This window comes from Legionella sp., from assembly GCF_965140895.1.
Lineage (GTDB): Bacteria > Pseudomonadota > Gammaproteobacteria > Legionellales > Legionellaceae > Legionella.
On sequence record NZ_CBCSKT010000060.1, the window covers coordinates 92,729 to 114,581 of the forward strand.

Below are 21,853 nucleotides of genomic sequence, written 5' to 3' on the forward strand. Positions count from 1 at the left end.
AGTAATGATGCAGTTTAACCACCCCTTCGATAATGCAGGGGTGGAGTCGTTACATAAACCTTTAGCTACACCCTTTGGAGAACGATAATGAGCAGTTCCAATCTGCAAAATGAATGGGCTTCTTCCTACTTGTCTGGTGGAAGTATGGCTTACGTTGATAGTCTATATGAAGATTATCTTGCTGACCCTGATTCGGTTCCTGCCGATTGGCGAGCAGTATTTAGCGCCTTACCTAAGGTTAATGGTTCTAATCAAGAGCTATCTCATCGTGATATTCGCGAATATTTTTTGCAGAATGTGGACAAGAAAGCTACTCATGTTGTTCAATCTGGAGATAGTCATCAATATGAAGTGGCTAGTTTAATTAACGATTTCAGAGCATTAGGGCATCTTGCAGCGAGCCTCGATCCCTTAGAAATGATTCAGCGTCCAGCAGTTCCTAATTTAGATTTGAATTTTCATAATCTGACTAATGTAGATAAAAACCGCAAGTTTTTTGCAGGTACTTCTTTTAATGGTCCAGAAATGCCGTTAAATGAAATCTATGAGGCCTTACGTGAAACCTATTGCGGCAGCATCGGTATCGAATACATGCACATTTCTGATACGGCAGAAACTGCATGGTTACAAACAAAAATGGAATCAGTACGTGGCCGCGCTACTTTTGACGCTGCCAAAAAAATGGAAATTTTAAAGGACTTAATCGCTGCTGACGGTTTAGAGCGTTATTTAGGTACTCGCTATGTAGGGCAAAAGCGTTTCTCATTAGAGGGCGGTGATTCCTTAATTCCCATGATGAAAGAAATCATTAATTGCGCGGGCAAGGATAATGTAAACGAATTAATCATTGGCATGGCGCATCGTGGACGTTTAAACGTACTGGTTAACGTCTTAGGAAAAGAACCTGGCGTGCTCTTCCAGGAATTTGAAGGCAAAGTCAAATACGAGCGTACCGGGGATGTGAAATACCACCTTGGCTATTCTTCTGATATTAAAACGGCTTCAGGCAATGTATTGCATTTAGCCTTAGCCTTTAACCCGTCTCATTTAGAAATTATCGGTCCAGTAGTTGAAGGTTCGGTGCGTGCACGTTTAAATCGCCGTAATGACTTAGAGAAAAAAGACTCTGTAGTTCCTGTGGTGATTCATGGAGATGCTGCTTTTGCCGGTCAAGGCGTGGTGATGGAGACCTTTAACTTTTCTCAGGCTCGTGGTTACTCAACCGGTGGTACAGTCCACATCGTCATCAATAACCAGATTGGTTTTACGACTAGCAATCCTTTGGATGCTCGCTCTACTCTTTATTGTACTGACGTTGCCAAGATGGTTCAGGCGCCAGTCATCCATGTGAATGGTGATGATCCTGAAGCGGTCGTGTTTGCAACCCAAATCGCGTTTGATTTCCGAATGAAATTTAACCGCGATGTGGTTATTGATCTGGTATGTTACCGCCGTCATGGTCACAACGAGGCTGATGAACCGGCAGTAACGCAGCCTGCAATGTATAAAAAAATTAAATCCATGCGCCCATTGCGTGAGCTTTATGCAGAAAAATTAATACAACAAGGTTTGTTAACTGCTAACGATGCCGGACAACTAGTTGATGCTTATCGTGATGGTTTAGATCAAGGTAAGCCTGTAGTTAATCTGGTACATGGCGATTATGACGGTAAATATGCGATGGACTGGAGTCCTTTCATTAATGGCAAGTGGACTGATAAAGCAGATACCACCATTACTAAAGGGGACTTACAAAAACTTACGAAGCAATTAAATGATTTGCCAAAAGGATTTTCTTTGCATCCAGTAGTGCAACGTTTGTTAAGTGAACGTGACAAGATGACCGCAGGTGAATTACCCATGAACTGGGGTTATGCAGAGACTCTGGCTTATGCAAGTCTAATTCAAGAAGGTTATGGTGTTCGTTTGTCAGGTCAGGATTGTGGCCGAGGCACTTTCGCACATCGCCATGCAGTATTACATGATATTGAAACTGGTGATTCTTTTACTCCTTTAGAGCATATTTCTAATGGACATGGCCGTGGTTTTTCTGTTATCGATTCGGTCTTATCAGAAGAAGCGGTCTTGGCATTTGAATATGGTTATGCTTGTTCCGAACCTAACTATTTAGTTCTTTGGGAAGCCCAGTTTGGTGACTTTGCTAACGGTGCACAAGTAGTTATTGACCAATTTATTAGCTCTGGCGAGCAAAAATGGGGTCGTTTGTGTGGTTTAGTTATGTTGCTACCTCATGGTTACGAAGGCCAAGGACCTGAACATTCATCTGCACGTTTGGAACGTTTCATGCAGCTTTGCGCACAGCATAATATCCAGGTTTGTACACCAACCACACCAGCCCAGATCTTCCATTTATTAAGAAGACAAGCCATTCGTGATTTCCGCAAACCACTGATTGTGATGACTCCAAAGAGTTTATTACGTCATAAGTTAGCTGTTTCACCCCTAGAAGACTTATTTAAAGGTAAATTCCATCCGATTATTCCGGAAATTGATGCTTTAGATGCGGAAAAAGTAACGAAAGTGGTGCTCTGTGGTGGAAAGGTTTATTATGACTTATTGCAAATGCGTCGTGATAAAAACTTGGATCATGTTGCCATTGTACGAATTGAGCAAATGTATCCATTCCCGAAAAAAGCGCTAATTGCAGAGATTAATAAGTATCCAAATGCTAAGGATGTAGTCTGGTGTCAGGAAGAACCACAAAACCAAGGCGTCTGGTTCTCTTCTCAGCATAATATGAAAGATTGTTTACGCCCTGAGCAATCATTGCAGTATGCAGGACGAGAATTTGCTGCAGCACCCGCAGTAGGTAGTTCGGCCTTGCATGCACAACAACAATTGGCACTAGTTGAACACGCGTTGTTGGGATAAATTTTAGGCTATTACTGTCTGGTGTTTGCTCCAGACAGTGCTCTCTTAAATGAATTTAATAAAATAAGAAGGTATAACCATGTCTATCGAAGTCAAAGTACCTGTGCTACCTGAGTCGGTTGCTGATGCAACTGTAGCTGCTTGGCATAAAAAAGTAGGTGATAAAGTTACTCGTGATGAAAATCTATTGGATCTGGAAACAGATAAAGTAGTTCTTGAGGTGCCTGCTCCTGCTGACGGCGTGCTCAGTGAAATTCTTTTCCAAACTGGAGACACTGTAACTTCGGGCCAACTTCTGGCAAAAATCACTGCAGGTGCTGCTGCTCCTGCGGAGACTAATTCTAAGCCAAGTGAGGAAAAAGCTGTTGCAAGCAGTGCTGATGTTAGTGCCCATGAAGATAAATCAACAAGTCCTGTCGTACGTCGTATGATGGCGGAACATGATTTACAACCAGGTCAAATTCCAGGCAGTGGCAAAGACGGCCGTATTACTAAAGACGATGTTCTTTCTTATATTGAATCCAATCGTGGTAAAGCAGCTTCAGCATCAAGCAAACCAGCACCAGTAGCTGCAATGGGAGCGCGAGAAGAGCGCCGTGTGCCTATGACTCGTTTAAGAGCCAAAATTGCTGAGCGTTTACTTGAAGCACAACATAATGCTGCTATGTTAACTACCTTTAACGAAGTTAACTTGAAAGCAGTAATGGACATGCGCGCTCAATATAAAGACGGTTTTGAGAAGAAGCACGGTGTTAAATTAGGTTTTATGTCCTTCTTCACTAAAGCGGTTGTTGAGTCATTAAAGCGTTTCCCTGCCGTGAATGCCTCTATTGATGGCCAAGATGTGGTTTATCATGGCTTCTATGATATTGGTATTGCTGTATCTACTGAACGCGGATTGGTTGTACCTGTGATTCGTGATGCGGATCAAATGAGCATGGCTGAAATTGAAATGGCTATTAACGATGCTGCCAGCCGCGCTAGACAAGGTAAATTGTCTATGGAAGAAATGCAAGGTGGTACCTTCACTATTACTAATGGTGGGGTTTTCGGTTCATTATTGGCAACGCCAATTATTAACCCACCACAAACAGGTATTCTTGGGATGCATAAAATCGAAGACCGGCCTGTAGTTGAGAAAGGTGAGATTGTTATTCGTCCAATGATGTATGTCGCTTTATCTTATGACCATCGTTTAATTGATGGAAAAGATTCCGTACAGTTCTTAGTGAGTGTTAAAGAGTTATTGGAAGATCCTGCTCGTCTTTTACTTAATGTTTAATAATCACAATTAACAGCAAGCCCGTGTCTGCGGGTTTTGCTTTTTTAAAAGGTAATTGCAATGAATTTACATGAATACCAAGCCAAACAATTATTTGCTAGCTACAACTTACCTGTACCAAATGGCCAAGTAGCTTACACGGTTGAAGATGCACTACAAGTTGCTTCTCAACTATCAACCAAACGTTGGGTTGTTAAAGCGCAGGTGCATGCTGGTGGCCGCGGAAAAGCAGGTGGTGTTAAATTAGTTTCTGACCGTGATGAATTAGCTGCAGCAGTTAAAGCATTACTGGGAACTCGCCTGGTAACTTATCAAACAGATGCGCATGGACAACCTGTTAATGCGGTATTGGTTGAAGAAACATGTGACATTGACCGTGAATTATATCTTGGTGCTGTTGTTGATAGAGCAACACGTCGTGTAGTTATTATGGCGTCTACTGAAGGCGGCGTTGAAATTGAAAAAGTAGCTGAAGAAACTCCTGAGAAAATCTTCAAAGTAGTTGTAGACCCATTAGTAGGTGTTATGCCATTTCAATGTCGTGACGCTGGATTTAAATTAGGCCTGAAAGATGACCAAATCAAACAATTTACTCAGTTGATGATGGGCTTAGGTAAAATGTTTGTTGAATGCGATTTAAGCTTACTAGAAATCAACCCATTAGTTGTTACTAAATCAGGACAATTATTGTGTTTAGATGGAAAAATCAATATTGATGGCAATGCGTTATACCGTCAACCAAAATTGAAAGGGATGCGCGATACATCACAAGAAGATGAGCGTGAAAACCGTGCTAGCGATTGGGAATTAAATTACATTCCTCTTGATGGTTCAATTGGTTGTATGGTTAATGGTGCAGGCTTGGCAATGGCGACTATGGACGTGATTAAACTTCATGGTGGTGAGCCAGCAAACTTCCTGGACGTAGGTGGTGGTGCAACCAAAGAACGTGTTAGTGAAGCACTAAAAATTATTTTATCTGACGATAAAGTTAAAGGTATTTTAGTGAATATTTTCGGTGGTATCGTTCGTTGCGACCTTATTGCTGATGGTATTTTGGCTGCTGTAAAAGAAGTCGATGTTAAGATCCCTGTAGTTGTTCGATTGGAAGGGAATAACGCTCAATTAGGCGCTGATATTTTAAATAAGAGTGATTTAAACGTAATTGCTGCAACCAGTTTAACTGATGCTGCGAAGAAAATTGTGGCAGCTGTTGCTTAATTAATTGATTGCTATAGAGCGATTGCCTGCAGTGTTAATCTGCGGGCTTAAACTAAATTTCGAGGTCAACAATGAGTGTATTAGTTAATAAAGAAACCAAAGTACTGTGTCAGGGATTTACTGGCAAGCAAGGAACTTACCATTCAGAACAAGCGATTGAGTATGGAACGCGTATGGTTGGTGGGGTTACCCCAGGAAAAGGTGGCCAAACACATTTAGGCCTACCTGTATTTAATACAATGCGTGACGCGGTAGAAGCAACCAATGCCGATGCAACCGTTATTTATGTTCCAGCGCCATTTTGCAAAGATTCAATCATTGAAGCAGCTGATGCAGGAATTAAATTAATTGTTTGTATCACTGAAGGGGTTCCTGTTCTTGATATGTTGGATGTTAAAGTTTACTTAGAGAACAATACTCAAGCTCGTTTAATTGGACCAAACTGCCCAGGAATTATCACTCCAGGCGAATGTAAAATTGGTATTATGCCAGGCTCAATTCATTTACCAGGTAAAGTAGGTATTGTTTCGCGTTCCGGTACGTTAACTTATGAAGCAGTAAAACAAACTACTGACAAAGGTTTTGGACAAAGTACGTGTATCGGTATCGGTGGGGATCCAATTCCAGGAACTAACTTTATTGATGCGTTGGCTTTATTTGAAAAAGATCCACAAACTGAAGCCATCATTATGGTTGGTGAAATTGGTGGTTCTGCAGAAGAAGAAGCCGCTGAATACATTAAATCAAATATTAGCAAGCCTGTTGTATCGTACATTGCTGGTGTTACTGCACCTGCGGGTAAGCGTATGGGGCATGCTGGTGCGATTATTTCTGGTGGTAAAGGTACTGCCGCTGAGAAATACGCTGCGCTAGAAGCTGCTGGTGTAAGAACAGTACGTTCTCCTGCTGATTTAGGCGATGCTATTGCAGAAGTAACTGGCTGGTAAGTTATTTTGAGTTGTAGGTTGGGCCATGGGTCCAACCTGCAATAATAAATATGCTTTAACCCATCCAGGCAACAGTGTTTTTCAAAATGGATGTAACACCATGACAAATTTTCGAAGTATTGCTGACATAAGACGCGATTATGGTGAATTAAAACTGCAAGACCAGAATATCCCTGATGATCCTCTTGAACAGTTTCACTTATGGTTCGCTGATGTCTTAAAAAATGAAACAAATGATCCTACAGCGGTGGTACTTTCTACCGTAGATAGCGATGGCCACCCAGATTCCAGAGTTGTTTTATTAAAAGGCTTGGAGGATGGAAATTACATTTTCTACACTAACTACCAAAGCAGCAAGGCAACGCAGTTGCAAAATAAACCTTATGCGGCACTTAATTTTTATTGGCCACAAATGGCCAGACAAGTTCGCATTCGCGGCAAAGTACAGAAAGTAAGTCAGGAGCAATCGGATGCTTATTTTTCATCGAGACCAATAAAAAGCCAATTTAGCGCGATTGCATCCCCACAAAGTCATGAAATTACTAGTAGGGATATGTTGGAAAAAGCATTAAATGACTTAATTCAGCAACATGGACAAGAGCCTGTATTGCGGCCTGAATATTGGGGAGGCTACATGGTTATCCCTGATGCGATTGAGTTTTGGCAGGGAAGAGACAACCGTTTGCATGATCGAATTCAATATTACCGGCAAGAAGGGCGCTGGCTGCACCACCGCCTGGCACCCTAACGGCAAAATTTGTCGGCAACGCATTTTGCTTATCAATTCTTTGACACAGTATCCTAGCCTGGGCTGAAAAGCCCAGCAAATAGTGTTTATGCTACTTTCAATGCTGACTTGGCAGCCCAGCCTACATTAAGCGGAGCAATACGAAAGTGTAGTCCAAGTTATATTCTCGTCCAAAATAAAAAATAGATGTTATTCAACATATTAAAAAATAATTTCATAAAATAAAAAGTTGGCCTGCTAATTGCATCTATATATAGAAATCATAAAACTTAATTAAGTCCATAGTTTTTGAAGAAATTGTCAAAAAGGAGTAAAGGTTTTTAATTTGGCTGTTACTAGTATTTTAAAGTCGTAAAATTGTTTTAAGTGCAGAAATTATCGACATGAGAAGATAACGAATTGCACACAGCTTTAATTATAATACAACTTGGAGTATCACAGTTGAGCTTGGGAAAATACATACAGGATACATAAATTGAGGGTACAATCATGAACGACATTACTGCCTTACTACCACATATTAAATTACGTTTTAACATTGATCATCCAAGCCATGAAGAGAGTTATGCCTTAGGATATGAGTGTGCGTTAGCTTATGCGGCAGAAGAAGATAATCCTTATCCAAAAGGATCTCAAGAAGCCGATCACTGGTTAGAGGGATGGTGGGATGCGTTATCTGGTGATGAGCCTCTATTTGATATTAGTGAGTATTCACAAAAAGAAGATTCACTAGAGCCTGAAATTGCTGCAAACGATCAGCAATATTGCCAAAAGCATAGCTTCTTATCATTGGTAATTGAAATTAGTGGTGCAATAGCCGCTTCTGCTTTCGTTGGATATCAATTATTTGAGTTGGTAGCCTAGTCGGGCTACTTACTCAGTTGAGTGCTGTTCATCAACGGCATACTTGGTTATAATTTGCCTTTTACCGGATCAAATTACACTGATGAATGCACTCGACAACGCCATAAAAGAAGCGCTTATTTCTGCTGGATCTTCAAAAGAAGCAAATAAAGCTTACCTGGAATTTATTAAAGCCAACTTTATTATCCCCGTAGAGAAACATATAGAAGGTGAAGAGCCTCGGGTTTTATTTCTCCAGGAGGATAATGAACTATTTCTTCCTGTATTCACTGAGATGACCTATCTTGATGCGTGGGCTGCTGAAATCGCTACAGAAATTAATTTACTTAAATTATCAGGTGTTGATTTGCTCAAAGGGCTTGGAGAGCAGGTTACTGTGTGTTTAAACATCGGTAGCGACGTTTATAAAGAATTTAATCCTTCTGAAACCGCAAGAATGCGTTCTATGGTATTAAAGTTTTTTAAAAATTAGCGGAGCTTTATTAGTCCATCTTTCTTGAAGACGTCATCTCTCGCTACGTTTCGGATGACGTTTTTCCTCAACTGAATGGCAGCGAGGAGGGGAGCGAAGCTTAAGTTTCTTCTTGAATTACAGAGTAATATCAGTGTTGAAATAAATGACAGCAGCAGTATAATCCTAGGTTAATTTCAGTTATTCTGAGAGAAAAACACCGATTCTCTGTAGTTGATCTACGGAAATTTGTGGCTTTGTTCAACTCGATAATCTGGTAACTACATTGTTGAATGTATGGATTTTTTAGAACAACGTTACTACGAATCAGGTAATAGGAGTTTTGTTTTTGGAGTATCTAGCCCGGCAATAATCCTTTGCTTATGCTTATAAAACAAGGCGAATTAGGGCTTTATTGAGTAGAGATTTATGAACAAAATGCATAATGCTAAAGTAGATATCTATAATCGCAAGAGCTATCAGGGGATTGCTTGGTTAGTATGGGGTTTAGCGGCTGCTTTTTATTTTTCCGATTACATGGCGCGTGTTGCACCTGGTGTAATGCATCGTTATCTACAAATGGATTTTGGAATCAATGAGGCTGAGTTCGGTATTTTAACTGCTTCATTCTATATTCCTTATATTCTCATGCAGATTCCTGTGGGCCTTACCGTTGACCGTCTAAGTATACGCGGCTTATTAACCGTCATGTCTCTGGTCACGGCCTTTGGTTGCTGTGTTTTTGGCCTAGCTGATGGGCTACTTATGGGGTCAATTGGTCGCATGCTGATTGGCTTTAGTGCGGCCTTTGCTTTTGTTTGTTCATTACGATTAGCTACTTCCTGGTTCCCACCAACCATGCTGGGTTTATTAGCCGGTTTAACCCAATCTGTAGGAATGTTAGGCGCCGCTGCTGGAGAAGCTCCTGTATCCTTTTTAGTGACTAATGTAGGCTGGCGTCACAGTATGCTTATTATCGCTTTCTTGTTTATTGCTCTGGCTGGTCTTCTTTATCAGTTTGTTCAAGATACTCCGGCGGGGCATCGCAGTGAGGCTCATCCGGTCAATCATGTTAGCATTCTGCAAAGCTTAAAAATCATTTTATCTTGCCGACAAACTTGGCTTAACGCTTTATATGCTGGTTTTTTATTTGGACCCACTGCAGTAATCGGCGAGGCAATTGGACCTGCTTATTTACAGTTTGGCCATGGTTTAGGGGCTCATGCTGCTGCGTTTGCAACGGGTTTGATTTTCATTGGCTGGGGAATTAGTGGACCGCTTTCTGGTTGGCTTTCTGATAAAATGGGGCGTCGTAAACCGTTAATGATCATTTCAGCCTTATGCGGAATGGTACTGACTTCCATATACGTTTTTAGCCCATCCTTAAGCCAAAACTATGCATATTTTATTTTCTTCCTTTTCGGTTTGACTAATACAGGAGTTGCCATCGCTTATGCCGTATCAACGGAAATTCATCATCGTAATGTGATTGGTACGTCAATTGCTTTTACGAATATGATATCCATTTTTGTTGGCGCATCCTTACAGCCTTTAGTTGGGCGTTTGGTAGACATGGTTTCTGGGGTTCGTGCGTATAATGTAGAATCTCTACTATTGTCCGATTTCCAAGCGGGATTAAAAATATTACCAGTATGTTCTTTAATCGCACTTATCTTGGCACTGTTGGTCAAAGAAACTTATTGTAAGCCGATAGAACACGCATAATTTTGCTCACGTAGACATTAAATAATGTACCTTGGTTGTTCGCAACCAAGGTACATCCTGAAAGGATTTCTCAGGGCTACCTTTCTACCTATTGTTCAATTTTTTTCTTTCTTTTCAATCACTAGTTTATCGCACAATAAGTCTATTTACTGTTATACTTTATGCTGCAATTCGAATTACTAACATGGAGAGCATAATGAAAAAATTGGCAGGATTAATAATTATCCTGGCCGCTTTGGTTATAGGCGGATATTATGGTATGGGCATTCTTACTGAAAAAACAATCAGAAAGAATATAGAGGTAATTGACCAATCGAATGGATTGCGAGCAGAGATTAAGCAATATAATCGAGGCCTATTTAGTTCTGAAGCTCAGATCCAATGGCAGTTACATATTCCTGAGCATGTGATCGATGCAAATGGAGCTGCGCAAACTGTTCCTGCACAAGATTATTCAATGGAAATGCCTTTGACGATTCATCATGGCCCAGTTATTATTGCTAATAACTCCGTACGATTTGGACTTGGATATGCTGAAGCTGTTTTCCCATTCCCTAAACAATACGTTGATCAATTTAATGCGGCCTTCACTGCTGAATCAACTAAACCACAATTAGACTTAAGTATTTTTGTAAATTATTTTAATCAAAGTACTTTGGATTTTAATGTTCCTACATTTAATTTAACCTCTAAAGATGGCGGTCGTTTTAATTGGTTAGGATTGAATGCGACAACAACAATGTCTGCGGGCATGAAAAAAGTTGATGGTACAGTAGTTATTGATGGTGTTCATCTGGCTAAAGATGATGCTCAAGTCGATTTGGGTAAAGTATCTAGTGATTATGATTTACATGAAACTGATACTGGCCTGTATTTAGGTGATGCAAACTTCACTTTGCCTGCGTTTAATATCCAGGTTAAAGGGCAAAAAATATTCGAGATTGTAGACTTGCTCTTTAAATCAAAAAGCGATATTGAACAACATTTATTTAATACAAGTTTTACTTTAACAATTAAGTCAATTTTAGCGAATGCGCAAAATTATGGCCCAGGTGAAATCAACATTTCAGTAAGAAATCTTGATGCGGATGTATTGGCGAAAATCAATCAGCAAGCCAATGCAATGCAAAATGGTACAGATGAACAGCGCCAACAAGCAATGATTGCCTTACTTCCTGAGTTACCTAAATTATTCAACAAAGGGGCTGAGTTAGAGATTTCTAAGCTTAATTTCAAGATACCTGAAGGCACAATTGATGGTAGTTTGCTTATTTCTTTACCTAAAGATGAAAATGCTAATCCATTTCAATTGATGCAGAAAATTCGTGGTAATGCTAAATTGAGTGTTCCAGCTGCTACCGTAAGAGAATTAATGAAGCAAGCAGTAGCCCAACAAATGGCAAAACAACCTAACGCGCAGCCATCAATTGCTACACAGCTCGGTGCTCAGCCTGCAACTCAACAACCAGTCCAATCTGCGCAGCCGCAAGTTGATCAACAATTAAATGCGCTCAAGCAAGCGGGTTTAATTGTTGAAAAAGGTACTGATTATTTTATTGAGGTAAGTTTAGATCAGGGTAAATTTATTGTGAATGGTAAGCCATTTAATGAATCGATGTTAAAGTTTTAATTCGAATCTGCATTGTTTAAAAAAAGGGAAATTGTATTTGCAATTTCCCCTTTTTTATTTTTAAGCAACTTTGGGATATTAAGGGCTTCAGTATTAGTTATTCTATGTTGATTTAACGTAGTTTTTTCAATTCCACCCTTGTCTGACACGGTTTGATTCGGTAATATACTGTTTTTAAAAGGAGGAGCTAATAATAATGACAACAATCAGTAATGAAGTAGTGGATAACACCGCTTCACTAGCCGAGAGCGTAACACATTCAGTACAAAAATATTTTTCAGAGCTTAAGGGAACTGATCCTGTTGACTTATACCAGTTTGTACTTGAAGAAATTGAGACACCTTTATTTCGAGCAGTAATGGAACACTGTAAGTACAATCAGTCACGAGCTGCAATTATGCTGGGAATTAGTCGTGGAACATTGAGAACTAAGTTACGTCGTTATTTTGATGACAAATATGTTGGTACGCGTGATTAATTGAGCCGTATCAAATAAAAAAGGGAGCTAAAGCTCCTTTTTTTATTTGTGACACTTGAGCCAGACGAGCAGGGAAACTACGTCATCATTGAGCTCACGCTTAATTTGCTCCCATACCTTTCGTAACAACCAATGGATTGCTATCAGTATGCTCCGATGAACCAAAGGGGCCAATATTTTTCCCTGTGATTCGGTATTTAATATAATCGATAAGGTGCAAAATAATATTTAGCAAGTTTTTGGTATTATGCTTTTCAAATTGCATCCACGTTCTTTTTCTACCTTCGCTATCCTCGGTTACACCAAAAAGAACTTCTTTTGATATTGGATAAGAAAGAGAATATTGCTGGGCGATAGAATGATGAGATGAGATCCGTTTGCTAATACTGGAGTTAAAATGCTTAACTAACTCATCATAAAGTTTGCCATCATCTTCCAAATTCAGATGCCCACCGTTTAACATTTCTTGTAATACTTCCTGAGTACGAACAGGGTTCGCTTCATAATCAGAATTAAGGTGTAATGCAGCAATTAGCCTAAGTAAAAAATTAATCTCTTGACTGCTAGTTTCAATATGATGTTGTTTATTTCGTAATCCTTCCTGTATATGCTCGAGCATGTCCTTATATGTAGTTTCAACTTTATGAAAAAATTTAAATAGGGTGCGGCATTTGGGCATAGTGCTCTCTTTTTATATTTCCTGTACTTATTTTAGCGCAATGAGGTTAAGAGAGTATTAAGATTTAATAGTTTTTAAGGGACATTGGTGCAAGAAGTTGTAGACTTTACGTCCCGCGGCTGTCCGCGGGGCGTAGCAGAAATGTAACTAAGATGCAGTTGCAAGCAACCAAGAGAGGATATTGAAGGGATTATTCGGCAAACATAGAACTAACAGATTCTTCTATATTCACGCGCTTCATTGCTTGTGCCAGCATGTCAGAAAGGCTGACTACACGGATTTTATCGCAAGCACGTCCTTCTTCTGATAAAGGAATAGTATCAGTAATTACTACTTCATCAATATGGGAATTTTTAATGTTCTTGAGCGCAGGGCCGGATAAAACTGGATGAGTAATATAGGCTCTAACACTTTTCGCACCACTTTTCTTTAATTCATGAGCTGCAGAACAAAGAGTTCCTGCAGTATCAACAATGTCATCAACGATAATACAGTCTTTATTAGTTGGATCGCCAATGATATGCATCACTTCGGATTTATTCGGTCCACTGCGGCGTTTATCAATGATTGCCAGTTCTGCATGTTCGATGCGTTTGGCAACAGCACGAGCTCGAACTACACCGCCAACATCTGGTGATACTACCATAACGTTTTGCAGATTTTGCTTGGCAATGTCTTCAAGTAACATTGGCGTTGCGTAAACGTTATCCACTGGCATGTAGAAGAAGCCTTGGATTTGATCCGCATGCAAGTCAACGGTAAGAACACGGCATATTCCTACAGAGGCCATCATATCGGCAACAATTTTTGCCGTAATAGGAACACGTGCAGAGCGTACTCGTCTATCTTGGCGCGCATAACCGAAATAGGGGATTACAGCGGTAATACGAGCTGCAGAAGATCTTCTTAGTGCATCTGCCATAGCAAGCAGTTCCATCAAATTATTATTTGATGGGGCACAAGTCGACTGAATAATAAATACATCCCGCCCGCGAACGTTCTCAAGGATCTCAACCATGGTTTCGCCATCGCTGAAAGTACCAACTGTCGCTTTGCCTATAGGTATCTGTAAGTGGGAAGAAATTTTTTGTGCTAGTTCCGGATTCGCGTTACCGGCAAAAATCATCATTGTGGACATGTGTAAAAAGCCTTAGACCTAGGTTCATCGTAACTTAAACACATAGCAGAAGACAGCCAAAAAGATATTATTATTATTTGAGCACCAACGAAAATGCATCCTTCCAGGTTATCTTCTGCTGTCTGTTTACTTGTGAATCAACAAGAAAGTGGCAGGGGTGCTAGGATTCGAACCTAGGTATGCAGGGATCAAAACCCTGTGCCTTACCGCTTGGCGACACCCCTAAAAAAATTGCAGATTCTATATCAAAACTTCCATAAATTATAAAAGCTTTCATCCTTGCGATGTGGAGGTATTTTGCAGTGGTTTTATTAACATGTCAACTTTGAAAGCAATAATTTTTATAAATTTTTTAAATTTATTTTTTCGATAGGTTTTTGCTTGGCAAATTAGTTCAATTTGAACTCAAACAGGTTGTTTGGGAGACTTGGGGTGAAGGGGGCTCTGAATAAGGACAATGTTAATTTTTACCTTATTTGAGAGCTCCCTCACGATGTTCGGGATAACGTATCCCTTAAATAGACCAATTTTTAATAACAACTTTCACCATCACCCCATTTCCGTCTAAGCGAACGATGCCAGGGAGGGCGATTCCTTTTACAATCGTGTAGTTTCCAAAGGTAACGGTATAGCCACTTTGCCTTAACATAACTAAGTGGTTGGCTGTGTCACGTTGTTCTGAACCTACTTTTCCTGGGGCAGGGAGGCCTCTAACCCAATAGTATAAATTATTTACAGGAAGGCGGACTCCTGTTTGTTGCAGTAATAACTCATCCGCATTAGTTGATGTAATTCTTTTTGGACCATCCTGGAAGGTAATCGAGCTGCCTTTTTTAGTAATCAGAATAGCTCCGGCCCCTAAAGGTCCCATTAAACGGAGTTGATATGAGCTAGGCCCGTTCTGTGCCCAATCCATTGCTGCGGACCAGCCTTTGGATTTATTTTTGGCGGCTAAAGCACCACCAATTTCCCAGGAGGAAACCGTTTCGGCTTTGCCTGTTGCGTGTTCTGTCCGTGTTTCATTAGGAGCTACTTTTGCTATTTTGCCTGGCAGTTCTGGTATCATTACTGGTCTTGGCGGTGCACATGCCGTTAACAAAAAAATAGGAAGCACAATAAAACGTTTTAAATTATCCATACTCACCTCGTTCCGAGATCTGGTAAAGCATTGCATCCTACTGTTTTACCAGGATTATTGTAGTTTTTTGTACAACAATACGCTAGACTGGTCGTCTTAGCAATTAGTCTTAACTCATATGAAATCAAAAGCAATATACCCAGGCACCTTTGATCCGGTGACTAATGGTCATGTGGATATTATAGGACGAGCAGCGAAAATTTTCCCTGAACTTATTGTTGCTGTTGCCACCAATAAGGCAAAAAAACCTTTTTTTCCTTTGGAAACCAGAATACGTCTTTTACAAGAAAGCGTGGCCGACTTGCCTGGCGTACAGGTCTTGGGGTTTGATAATTTACTAATCGAGTTTGCACAGGAGCAAAATGCGACGGTAATCTTACGTGGCTTGCGTGCTGTATCTGATTTTGAATATGAGTTTCAACTTGCGGGAATGAACCGTAAGTTATCTCAGAATATTGAGACCATATTTTTAACGCCATCAGAACGTGCTATGTTTATTTCCTCCAGTTTGGTACGTGAAATTGCTAATTTGAATGGCGATATTTCTCAATTTGTTCCTCCTTGTGTGGCTGAGGAATTACAAAAGAAACAAAAAAATAATGATTTTCAATAGAAGAAAGCCAAAACATTTGTGGTCTGCAGTATTCATTTTCAGTTGTTTTTTTTCTGGATTTAATGCCTATGCAAAGCAGTCCCCCAATCATCCTCCTGGATATGCGGTAGCTACGGCTAATCCTTTAGCGACTAATGCTGCTTTAGATATTTTAGCTCATGGTGGAAATGCTTTTGATGCAGGTATCGCCGCCGCGGCAGTATTAGCTGTGGTTGAACCGTACCATTCAGGTTTAGGTGGAGGAAGTTTTTGGTTATTACACCAAGCAAGTACTCGTTCTAATGTTTTTATAGATGCCCGTGAAACAGCGCCCGCAGCTGCTCACAAAGATATGTTTTTAACCGCGACTGGAGAGGTTATTCCTGAATTATCCTTAAATGGAGGCTTGGCTGCGGCGATTCCAGGGCATCCTGCTGCTTTGGTTTATCTGGCAAAGCATTATGGCCGTTTGCCGTTAAATAAGAGTTTAGCTCCGGCAATCCAATTAGCCCAAGATGGTTTTTTAGTTGATAAGCAACTTAGCCATTTTTTCAATATGGAAGGTCGACTGGAGCAGCTTAAAAAGTATCCTGCAACGGCTGCAATATTTTTAAAAAATGGGCGTCCATATGAACTTGGCGAACGTTTGGTGCAAATTGATTTAGCGAATACCTTAAAACGAATCGCAGAGCAGGGCGAGAAGGGTTTTTATACAGGAGAAGTTGCTCAGCGCTTAGTAAAAGGTGTTAATGCTGCGGGTGGACGATGGACCTTATCGGATCTAGCCGGTTATCAAGTGAAGCTTAGAGAACCCTTAGTTGGTGCCTATCACAACATGCTCGTTATTACTGCTCCTCCTCCTTCTGCGGGCGGGATTGCTTTATTAACCATGTTAAATATTTTATCTCATTATTCTTTATCTTCATTGCCTAAGGTGCAATGGATACATTATTTAACGGAGTCTATGCGTTTGGCTTATTGGCAGCGTGAAGAGTTTCTGGGTGATCCGGATTTTGTGTCTGTACCTATTGAAAAATTGGTTTCAGCTGAGAATGCGAAGCAATTAAAAGTATTAATTCCCGAGAATAAAGCAATTTCCAGTGACGTATTGAAGGGGCCTGGCAACAATTCTACTAAAGAAAGCAACACTACCCATATCTCGATCATTGATGTAGAGGGTAATCGTGTTGCGGCAACGATGACCGTCAATTTTATTTTTGGCTCTAGTGTTGTTGCTGAAGGAACAGGTGTTTTACTTAATGATGAAATGGATGATTTCACTGCTAAAGTCGGGGCGTTAAACGTATTTGGAGTTGTAGGAAGTGATAAAAACAGTATCGCTCCAGGTAAACGCCCAGTATCAACCATGACGCCAACCTTTCTTGAGCTGCCTGGACGGGTCGCGATTTTAGGAACTCCTGGAGGCAGTCGTATTGCTACGATGGTTTTGCTTGCCTCCTTGGTGTTTCATGATGATTTTGGGGCAATTAGCATGGTTTCGGCAATGCGTTTTCATCATCAATTTCTTCCTGATTTATTGCAGTTTGAGCCAGATACCTTTTCTCCTGAACTTCAAGAAGCTCTCAAGGCTATGGGATATTCCTTGAAGCCTTTAAAGCAATATTATGGTGATATGCAAGCAATTACCTGGGATAAGGATACTAATATTCTTACGGCTGCTTCTGATCCGAGAGCGATAGGATTGGCCGCTAGTGTTGTTACTAGCTTTCGTGGGTATGGGGTGAAGTATTAGGGGGTTATTTTTTTCGTGCCAGGATCCTGGTTGTAAGCAACCAGGCTATTCCTAATAAATATTTTGCAATCGCAAGATGGGGAGGCTTTTACTCACCAATCAACGCCTTAATCGAATCATAAGTCTGCTGAATTAATTCTGCCTTGTTATCCAAACCAAATTCTGCTGTATCAATAGGTTTACCTATATGTATTTCTGCCTCTTGATTCAGATGAATATTAAAAGTACGCGCAGGGAGAATATTATTAGCACCACGAATACCGATAGGGATAATGGTAGCCTTAGATTCAATTGCAGTAATAAAAGCACCTTTCTTAAAAGGAGCCAGTTTTCCATCCTTAGAGCGAGTTCCTTCAGGAGCTACCCAAAGAATAATGCCACTTTCCATTAATTTTTTTGCGAAAGCTAAATCTTTTATAGCCTGATAGCGGTTTTTACGATCAACAAATGGAAACTCTGCTGCTTGCATGGCTTTACCCATTAACGGAACTTTAGATAATTCTTTTTTAGCCAGCATACGGATGGAATGATTTGGAAATGCTTTAAAACCAAGAGGAATATCATAGGCACTGGAATGGTTGCACATAATAATCGTAGCTTTTCCTGGCTCAGGTAGGACCTTATATGGATTAACAACCTTATATTTTACCTGGACACTATTGAGTAGTTGATCAACCCAATGGTGAAGGGTTTTATCAGTCCATGCGCGGGTGGTTTTACCGAAATAGTATTTACCAATACAGCGGAGGCTGGTTACGGCTGTATAAAAAAATAAACAACCAACTACCCATGCTGTTCTTATCTGGTTTATTTTCATTATTATTATGCTAAGTTAAATGAGGCGCTAATATAACTTAAGTCGCTACAATTGCCCAGATGCCGCATGCTCGTGAGTCAATATTTGGCAGTTGGGGCAAAATGCAGAGCTACGACCTGCTATCATCATGGTTTGGATTGAGTGTTGGCATTGCATGCATGGTTGATTCTTACGACCATAAACCTTGAGTGAAATACTGAAATAACCTGGTTTTCCATCAAAGGCATAAAAATCACGAAGAGTCGTTCCGCCACTTTTTATGGCTTGTTGCAACACGGATTTGATGTGCTTTGCCAAAAGATGATAGGACGCTTCGCTAATATTTTTTGTTGGAGTAGCTGGGTGAATATTCGATAAGAATAGGCTTTCAGTAGCATAAATATTACCCACACCAACAACGATGTCATTATCCATAACAAATGATTTTATGGGTTTGCTCTTATTTTGCGCTCGTTGGTATAAGTAATGACCATCGAAGGCTTCAGAAAATGGTTCGGGGCCCAGATGCGTCAATAGTTTATGCTGATGAGGGTTTTCATCTATATAAACAAATAAACCAAAGCGTCGAGGGTCACAAAATCTCAGCGCGTTCCCATTAGTTAAATATAAGGTAATGTGATCATGTTTTTCAGGTGGGTTCGTGTCGGAAACAATGCGTAAGTGTCCTGACATTCCTAAATGAATTAAAAGATAACCTTTACTTAATTGGAGCAGAATATATTTGGCCCGGCGGGTTATGGCCAGGATCTTTTTTTCTGCGCAAAGCTCGTTAATATTAGAGGGCACAGGAATCCTGAATCCATAATTACGGACTTCAATATTCCGGATAATTTGCCCTTCGAGGTGAGGTTTAATGCCCTCTTTTGTTGTTTCAACCTCAGGTAATTCAGGCATTATTTCTTATCGTCATGTTCAATGATACGACCTTGAGTTTTTTTAATGATGGTTGTTTTTTGGGGACTAGGAAAAATTAGTTCTTTAATTACCGAGATGAGCCAAAGAATTCCACCAATAATTAATCCCCAAATAACAACATAGGAAAACATAAACAGCAGGCCAATAAATAAGGCAATGGCAATTCCGGCAATAATAAATGGAATTAGGGTCTCAAAGATCTTTGGTACTTGAAATTTATTGTTCATAGCATTATTCCAAAATGTATATATGATGAGATAAGGTTAATTATCGACTACATCACTAAATGTTGCAACGGAATGAATAAAAATGTGTTATCCTTATGCTATACTTGAGGGATCTTGAGTGTAAAACACCGCCTACAAGCCAAGTGTTTTGCCTACGGAAATGGCTTTTTCATAAACTAGCATTAGACGCGGAGTGATTATGCTTTTTGGTTATCTAAACCTGTCTTTTTGGGGGTATGTGGTTGCTGTCCTTGTTATGACGCAAATTACCATTGCCGGAGTAACACTTTACCTACATCGCTATCAAACTCATCGAGCTTTAACGTTACATCCCATCGTTAGCCATTTTTTTCGCTTATGGTTATGGTTAACTACAGGAATGGTTACTGCTGATTGGGTTGCTATTCATCGTAAACACCATGCAACAACTGATGTTGAGGGAGATCCTCATAGTCCTGTAGTTCTAGGCATTAAAAAAGTATTTTGGGAGGGGGCTGAGCTTTACCGTGAGGCACGTAAAGATCGAGAGATGGTTGCTAAATACTCTCATGGTACACCGACTGATTGGATAGAAAGAAATATTTACTCTCGTTTTTCTGCCGGAGGCATTGCATTGATGTTTTTCATCAATTTATTCCTCTTTGGCCTTCCGGGAATTACCATTTGGGCAATTCAAATGATGTGGATTCCTTTTCATGCGGCAGGGGTGATTAACGGAATTGGTCATTTCTGGGGCTATCGTAATTATGAATGCCGTGATGCAGCGACCAATATATTTCCTTGGGGATTTTGGATTGGTGGTGAAGAGCTGCATAATAACCATCATACTTTTGCATCCTCAGCCAAGTTTTCTGTGAAGTGGTGGGAATTTGATATGGGTTGGATGTACATTCGTATTCTGTCGTTCTTTGGTTTGGCTCGAGTTAAAAAATTACCACCAAAGTTAGCTACGGATGCGGGGAAGTTGCAAGTAGATATCGATACGGTTAAAGCAGTTATTTCGAATCGGTTCCAAGTAATGTCTAATTATTATAGAGGCGTGATTCGTCCGATATTAAAACAAGAGCGTATTAATAGTGACGACAGTAAAGAAACGAAAAAAATGTTTGCGCGAGCAGGCAGCTTGTTGCGTCGTGAAGATTCTTTACTTAGTTCTAAAGCCAAAGCGCGCTTATCTGCTCTATTAGAAGCACGTGAGCAATTACGTGTTGTTTATGCATACAAGCAATCACTGCAAAACGTTTGGTTAAAAACAGCGGCAACGCAAAAAGAATTGATTGAAGCGCTGCAACAATGGTGCCGTCAGGCTGAAGAGTCCGGCCTTGAGGTACTCAACCAGTTTGCGCAACAATTAAAAGGGTATGTTCCTGTTTATCACACACATTAGTTCTTCTTCTCTACCTACGTCCTGCGGACAAGCCGCCGGGCGTAGGAAATGAGGTATCTTAGTTGCCATCAACCAATCTAAAAATTCTTATATAATCTATTTGCTTACCCCTAAACTTCTTCTATACTCAAAAGCCTTGGAAAAGGTATTTTGAGGTTTTTAAGAATAGTTGTACTATGATGGTTGAAGTAATAACAGGGAGTTATTTATGACTAAGAGTGTTGCAATCGTTACTGGTGGTACCGGAGGAATTGGTAGTGCAATTTGCCAGCGTCTTGCGGCAGATTATCAGGTAGTTGCTTGCTATTTTAAACATGGACGGCATGAGGAAGCCAAACAATGGCAAGAAGAGCAAAAACAAGCAGGTTTTGATATTGACATTATCTATGGTGATGTAGCGCAATTTGCTGATTGTGAACGAATAACAGCAGATATGATGGAGCGTTTCGGGCGCATTGATGTGTTGATTAATAACGCAGGCGTTACCCAAGATTGTAGTTTAAGAAAAATGTCTCCTGAACAATGGCAGCAAGTTCTTGATGCCAACCTAACCAGTGTGTTTAATATGACACGTAATGTAATCCCGCATATGTTGGATAAGGGATATGGTCGTATCATTAGTATTTCTTCAATTAATGGACGTAAAGGGCAATTTGGCCAATGTAACTATGCCTCTACCAAAGCAGCATTATTCGGTTTTACCAAAAGCCTTGCTTTAGAAGTAGCAAGCAAAGGAGTCACCGTAAATACGATATCGCCTGGGTACATAGAAACCTCGATGCTCGCAGGACTTAAACAAGACGTTCTCGATGCAATTATTGCTAATATTCCTGTTGGACGTTTGGGACATCCCCAAGAGATTGCTGATGCGGTTGCTTTTTTTGCATCTCCAGCCAGTGGCTTTATGACAGGAGCAAATTTAGACATTAACGGTGGCCAGTACATGTAGTTTCCCTCTACAGATCTATG

The 21,853-nt window shown here is 40.3% G+C and carries 20 protein-coding genes and 1 tRNA gene; 14 read left to right on the forward strand and 7 right to left on the reverse strand.

The annotated features are described in order from the left end of the window. Positions 1–87 precede the first annotated feature (87 nt). From ACQY7T_RS07995 to ACQY7T_RS08040, 10 genes are all read left to right on the forward strand, one after another. On the forward strand, positions 88–2,892 hold the full coding sequence (locus ACQY7T_RS07995; protein ID WP_428412487.1) for a 2-oxoglutarate dehydrogenase E1 component: 2,805 nt from the start codon (positions 88–90) through the stop codon (positions 2,890–2,892). 79 nt (positions 2,893–2,971) lie between these two features. Continuing rightward, entirely contained in the window at positions 2,972–4,174 is a 1,203-nt protein-coding gene (gene odhB, locus ACQY7T_RS08000; RefSeq protein WP_428412489.1) for a 2-oxoglutarate dehydrogenase complex dihydrolipoyllysine-residue succinyltransferase, read from the forward strand. Between the two features lie 60 nt (positions 4,175–4,234). Beyond that, positions 4,235–5,395, forward strand: coding sequence for an ADP-forming succinate--CoA ligase subunit beta (gene sucC / locus ACQY7T_RS08005; RefSeq protein ID WP_428412490.1), 1,161 nt, complete (start codon positions 4,235–4,237; stop codon positions 5,393–5,395). A 71-nt stretch (positions 5,396–5,466) separates the two neighbouring features. Continuing rightward, a complete protein-coding gene (sucD, locus tag ACQY7T_RS08010) occupies positions 5,467–6,342 on the forward strand; it encodes a succinate--CoA ligase subunit alpha (RefSeq protein WP_428412491.1) in 876 nt (291 codons plus the stop codon). Positions 6,343–6,442: 100 nt separating this feature from the next. Continuing rightward, a complete protein-coding gene (gene pdxH / locus ACQY7T_RS08015; RefSeq protein ID WP_428412493.1) occupies positions 6,443–7,090 on the forward strand; it encodes a pyridoxamine 5'-phosphate oxidase in 648 nt (215 codons plus the stop codon). Between the two features lie 489 nt (positions 7,091–7,579). Continuing rightward, entirely contained in the window at positions 7,580–7,954 is a 375-nt protein-coding gene (locus ACQY7T_RS08020) for a transmission trait enhancer LetE (RefSeq protein WP_428412494.1), read from the forward strand. Between the two features lie 82 nt (positions 7,955–8,036). Then, positions 8,037–8,426 carry an SseB family protein gene (locus ACQY7T_RS08025; RefSeq protein WP_428412495.1) on the forward strand — a complete coding sequence of 130 codons (390 nt, stop codon included), beginning with the start codon at positions 8,037–8,039 and terminating at the stop codon, positions 8,424–8,426. Positions 8,427–8,834: 408 nt separating this feature from the next. Beyond that, entirely contained in the window at positions 8,835–10,130 is a 1,296-nt protein-coding gene (locus tag ACQY7T_RS08030; protein WP_428412496.1) for an MFS transporter, read from the forward strand. Between the two features lie 196 nt (positions 10,131–10,326). Continuing rightward, a complete protein-coding gene (locus tag ACQY7T_RS08035) occupies positions 10,327–11,760 on the forward strand; it encodes a YdgA family protein (RefSeq protein ID WP_428412497.1) in 1,434 nt (477 codons plus the stop codon). A gap of 196 nt (positions 11,761–11,956) precedes the next feature. Then, complete coding sequence (locus tag ACQY7T_RS08040; protein ID WP_058476721.1) at positions 11,957–12,238, forward strand: helix-turn-helix domain-containing protein; 282 nt, start codon at positions 11,957–11,959, stop codon at positions 12,236–12,238. Between the two features lie 100 nt (positions 12,239–12,338). Here ACQY7T_RS08040 and ACQY7T_RS08045 read toward each other — a convergent pair whose 3' ends face one another. From ACQY7T_RS08045 to lolB, 4 genes are all read right to left on the reverse strand, one after another. Next, positions 12,339–12,917, reverse strand: a complete 579-nt coding sequence (locus tag ACQY7T_RS08045) for a hypothetical protein (protein WP_428412498.1) — start codon at positions 12,915–12,917, stop codon at positions 12,339–12,341. 190 nt (positions 12,918–13,107) lie between these two features. Next, positions 13,108–14,055 carry a ribose-phosphate pyrophosphokinase gene (locus ACQY7T_RS08050; RefSeq protein ID WP_428412499.1) on the reverse strand — a complete coding sequence of 316 codons (948 nt, stop codon included), beginning with the start codon at positions 14,053–14,055 and terminating at the stop codon, positions 13,108–13,110. Positions 14,056–14,204: 149 nt separating this feature from the next. After that, positions 14,205–14,279, reverse strand: a tRNA-Gln gene (locus ACQY7T_RS08055). A 290-nt stretch (positions 14,280–14,569) separates the two neighbouring features. Further along, the gene (gene lolB, locus ACQY7T_RS08060; RefSeq protein WP_428412501.1) at positions 14,570–15,193 is read right to left on the reverse strand and encodes a lipoprotein insertase outer membrane protein LolB; all 624 of its coding nucleotides are present in this window, start codon (positions 15,191–15,193) and stop codon (positions 14,570–14,572) included. 118 nt (positions 15,194–15,311) lie between these two features. On the opposite strand from lolB, the gene coaD reads away from it, so the two are divergent. Further along, complete coding sequence (gene coaD / locus ACQY7T_RS08065) at positions 15,312–15,806, forward strand: pantetheine-phosphate adenylyltransferase (RefSeq protein ID WP_428412502.1); 495 nt, start codon at positions 15,312–15,314, stop codon at positions 15,804–15,806. After that, complete coding sequence (gene ggt, locus ACQY7T_RS08070; protein ID WP_428412503.1) at positions 15,793–17,538, forward strand: gamma-glutamyltransferase; 1,746 nt, start codon at positions 15,793–15,795, stop codon at positions 17,536–17,538. Before coaD ends, ggt begins: the two co-directional genes overlap by 14 nt. 88 nt (positions 17,539–17,626) lie before the next feature. On the opposite strand, the gene ACQY7T_RS08075 is transcribed toward ggt, so the two are convergent. Genes ACQY7T_RS08075 through ACQY7T_RS08085 form a run of 3 tightly spaced genes read right to left on the reverse strand, consistent with a single transcriptional unit; the run spans position 17,627 to position 19,497 of the window. Continuing rightward, the gene (locus ACQY7T_RS08075; protein WP_428412505.1) at positions 17,627–18,355 is read right to left on the reverse strand and encodes a lysophospholipid acyltransferase family protein; all 729 of its coding nucleotides are present in this window, start codon (positions 18,353–18,355) and stop codon (positions 17,627–17,629) included. 45 nt (positions 18,356–18,400) lie between these two features. Continuing rightward, positions 18,401–19,249 carry a bifunctional DNA-formamidopyrimidine glycosylase/DNA-(apurinic or apyrimidinic site) lyase gene (mutM, locus tag ACQY7T_RS08080; RefSeq protein ID WP_428412507.1) on the reverse strand — a complete coding sequence of 283 codons (849 nt, stop codon included), beginning with the start codon at positions 19,247–19,249 and terminating at the stop codon, positions 18,401–18,403. Continuing rightward, positions 19,249–19,497, reverse strand: a complete 249-nt coding sequence (locus tag ACQY7T_RS08085) for a hypothetical protein (RefSeq protein ID WP_428412508.1) — start codon at positions 19,495–19,497, stop codon at positions 19,249–19,251. Before ACQY7T_RS08085 ends, mutM begins: the two co-directional genes overlap by 1 nt. Positions 19,498–19,696: 199 nt before the next feature. On the opposite strand from ACQY7T_RS08085, the gene ACQY7T_RS08090 reads away from it, so the two are divergent. Together ACQY7T_RS08090 and phbB are read left to right on the forward strand one after the other, a co-directional pair. Continuing rightward, positions 19,697–20,884 (forward strand): DesA family fatty acid desaturase, encoded by a 1,188-nt coding sequence (locus tag ACQY7T_RS08090; protein ID WP_428412510.1) that lies wholly within the window; start codon positions 19,697–19,699, stop codon positions 20,882–20,884. A 208-nt stretch (positions 20,885–21,092) separates the two neighbouring features. Further along, complete coding sequence (gene phbB, locus ACQY7T_RS08095; protein ID WP_428412511.1) at positions 21,093–21,833, forward strand: acetoacetyl-CoA reductase; 741 nt, start codon at positions 21,093–21,095, stop codon at positions 21,831–21,833. Positions 21,834–21,853: the final 20 nt, after the last annotated feature.

Bases quoted from the DNA above. Each gene is read 5' to 3' on its own strand.
- ACQY7T_RS07995 (WP_428412487.1), top strand. From the start codon at position 88: ATGAGCAGTTCCAATCTGCAAAATGAATGGGCTTCTTCCTACTTGTCT.
- odhB (WP_428412489.1), top strand. From the start codon at position 2,972: ATGTCTATCGAAGTCAAAGTACCTGTGCTACCTGAGTCGGTTGCTGAT.
- sucC (WP_428412490.1), top strand. From the start codon at position 4,235: ATGAATTTACATGAATACCAAGCCAAACAATTATTTGCTAGCTACAAC.
- sucD (WP_428412491.1), top strand. From the start codon at position 5,467: ATGAGTGTATTAGTTAATAAAGAAACCAAAGTACTGTGTCAGGGATTT.
- pdxH (WP_428412493.1), top strand. From the start codon at position 6,443: ATGACAAATTTTCGAAGTATTGCTGACATAAGACGCGATTATGGTGAA.
- ACQY7T_RS08020 (WP_428412494.1), top strand. From the start codon at position 7,580: ATGAACGACATTACTGCCTTACTACCACATATTAAATTACGTTTTAAC.
- ACQY7T_RS08025 (WP_428412495.1), top strand. From the start codon at position 8,037: ATGAATGCACTCGACAACGCCATAAAAGAAGCGCTTATTTCTGCTGGA.
- ACQY7T_RS08030 (WP_428412496.1), top strand. From the start codon at position 8,835: ATGAACAAAATGCATAATGCTAAAGTAGATATCTATAATCGCAAGAGC.
- ACQY7T_RS08035 (WP_428412497.1), top strand. From the start codon at position 10,327: ATGAAAAAATTGGCAGGATTAATAATTATCCTGGCCGCTTTGGTTATA.
- ACQY7T_RS08040 (WP_058476721.1), top strand. From the start codon at position 11,957: ATGACAACAATCAGTAATGAAGTAGTGGATAACACCGCTTCACTAGCC.
- ACQY7T_RS08045 (WP_428412498.1), bottom strand. From the start codon at position 12,917: ATGCCCAAATGCCGCACCCTATTTAAATTTTTTCATAAAGTTGAAACT.
- ACQY7T_RS08050 (WP_428412499.1), bottom strand. From the start codon at position 14,055: ATGTCCACAATGATGATTTTTGCCGGTAACGCGAATCCGGAACTAGCA.
- lolB (WP_428412501.1), bottom strand. From the start codon at position 15,193: ATGGATAATTTAAAACGTTTTATTGTGCTTCCTATTTTTTTGTTAACG.
- coaD (WP_428412502.1), top strand. From the start codon at position 15,312: ATGAAATCAAAAGCAATATACCCAGGCACCTTTGATCCGGTGACTAAT.
- ggt (WP_428412503.1), top strand. From the start codon at position 15,793: ATGATTTTCAATAGAAGAAAGCCAAAACATTTGTGGTCTGCAGTATTC.
- ACQY7T_RS08075 (WP_428412505.1), bottom strand. From the start codon at position 18,355: ATGAAAATAAACCAGATAAGAACAGCATGGGTAGTTGGTTGTTTATTT.
- mutM (WP_428412507.1), bottom strand. From the start codon at position 19,249: ATGCCTGAATTACCTGAGGTTGAAACAACAAAAGAGGGCATTAAACCT.
- ACQY7T_RS08085 (WP_428412508.1), bottom strand. From the start codon at position 19,497: ATGAACAATAAATTTCAAGTACCAAAGATCTTTGAGACCCTAATTCCA.
- ACQY7T_RS08090 (WP_428412510.1), top strand. From the start codon at position 19,697: ATGCTTTTTGGTTATCTAAACCTGTCTTTTTGGGGGTATGTGGTTGCT.
- phbB (WP_428412511.1), top strand. From the start codon at position 21,093: ATGACTAAGAGTGTTGCAATCGTTACTGGTGGTACCGGAGGAATTGGT.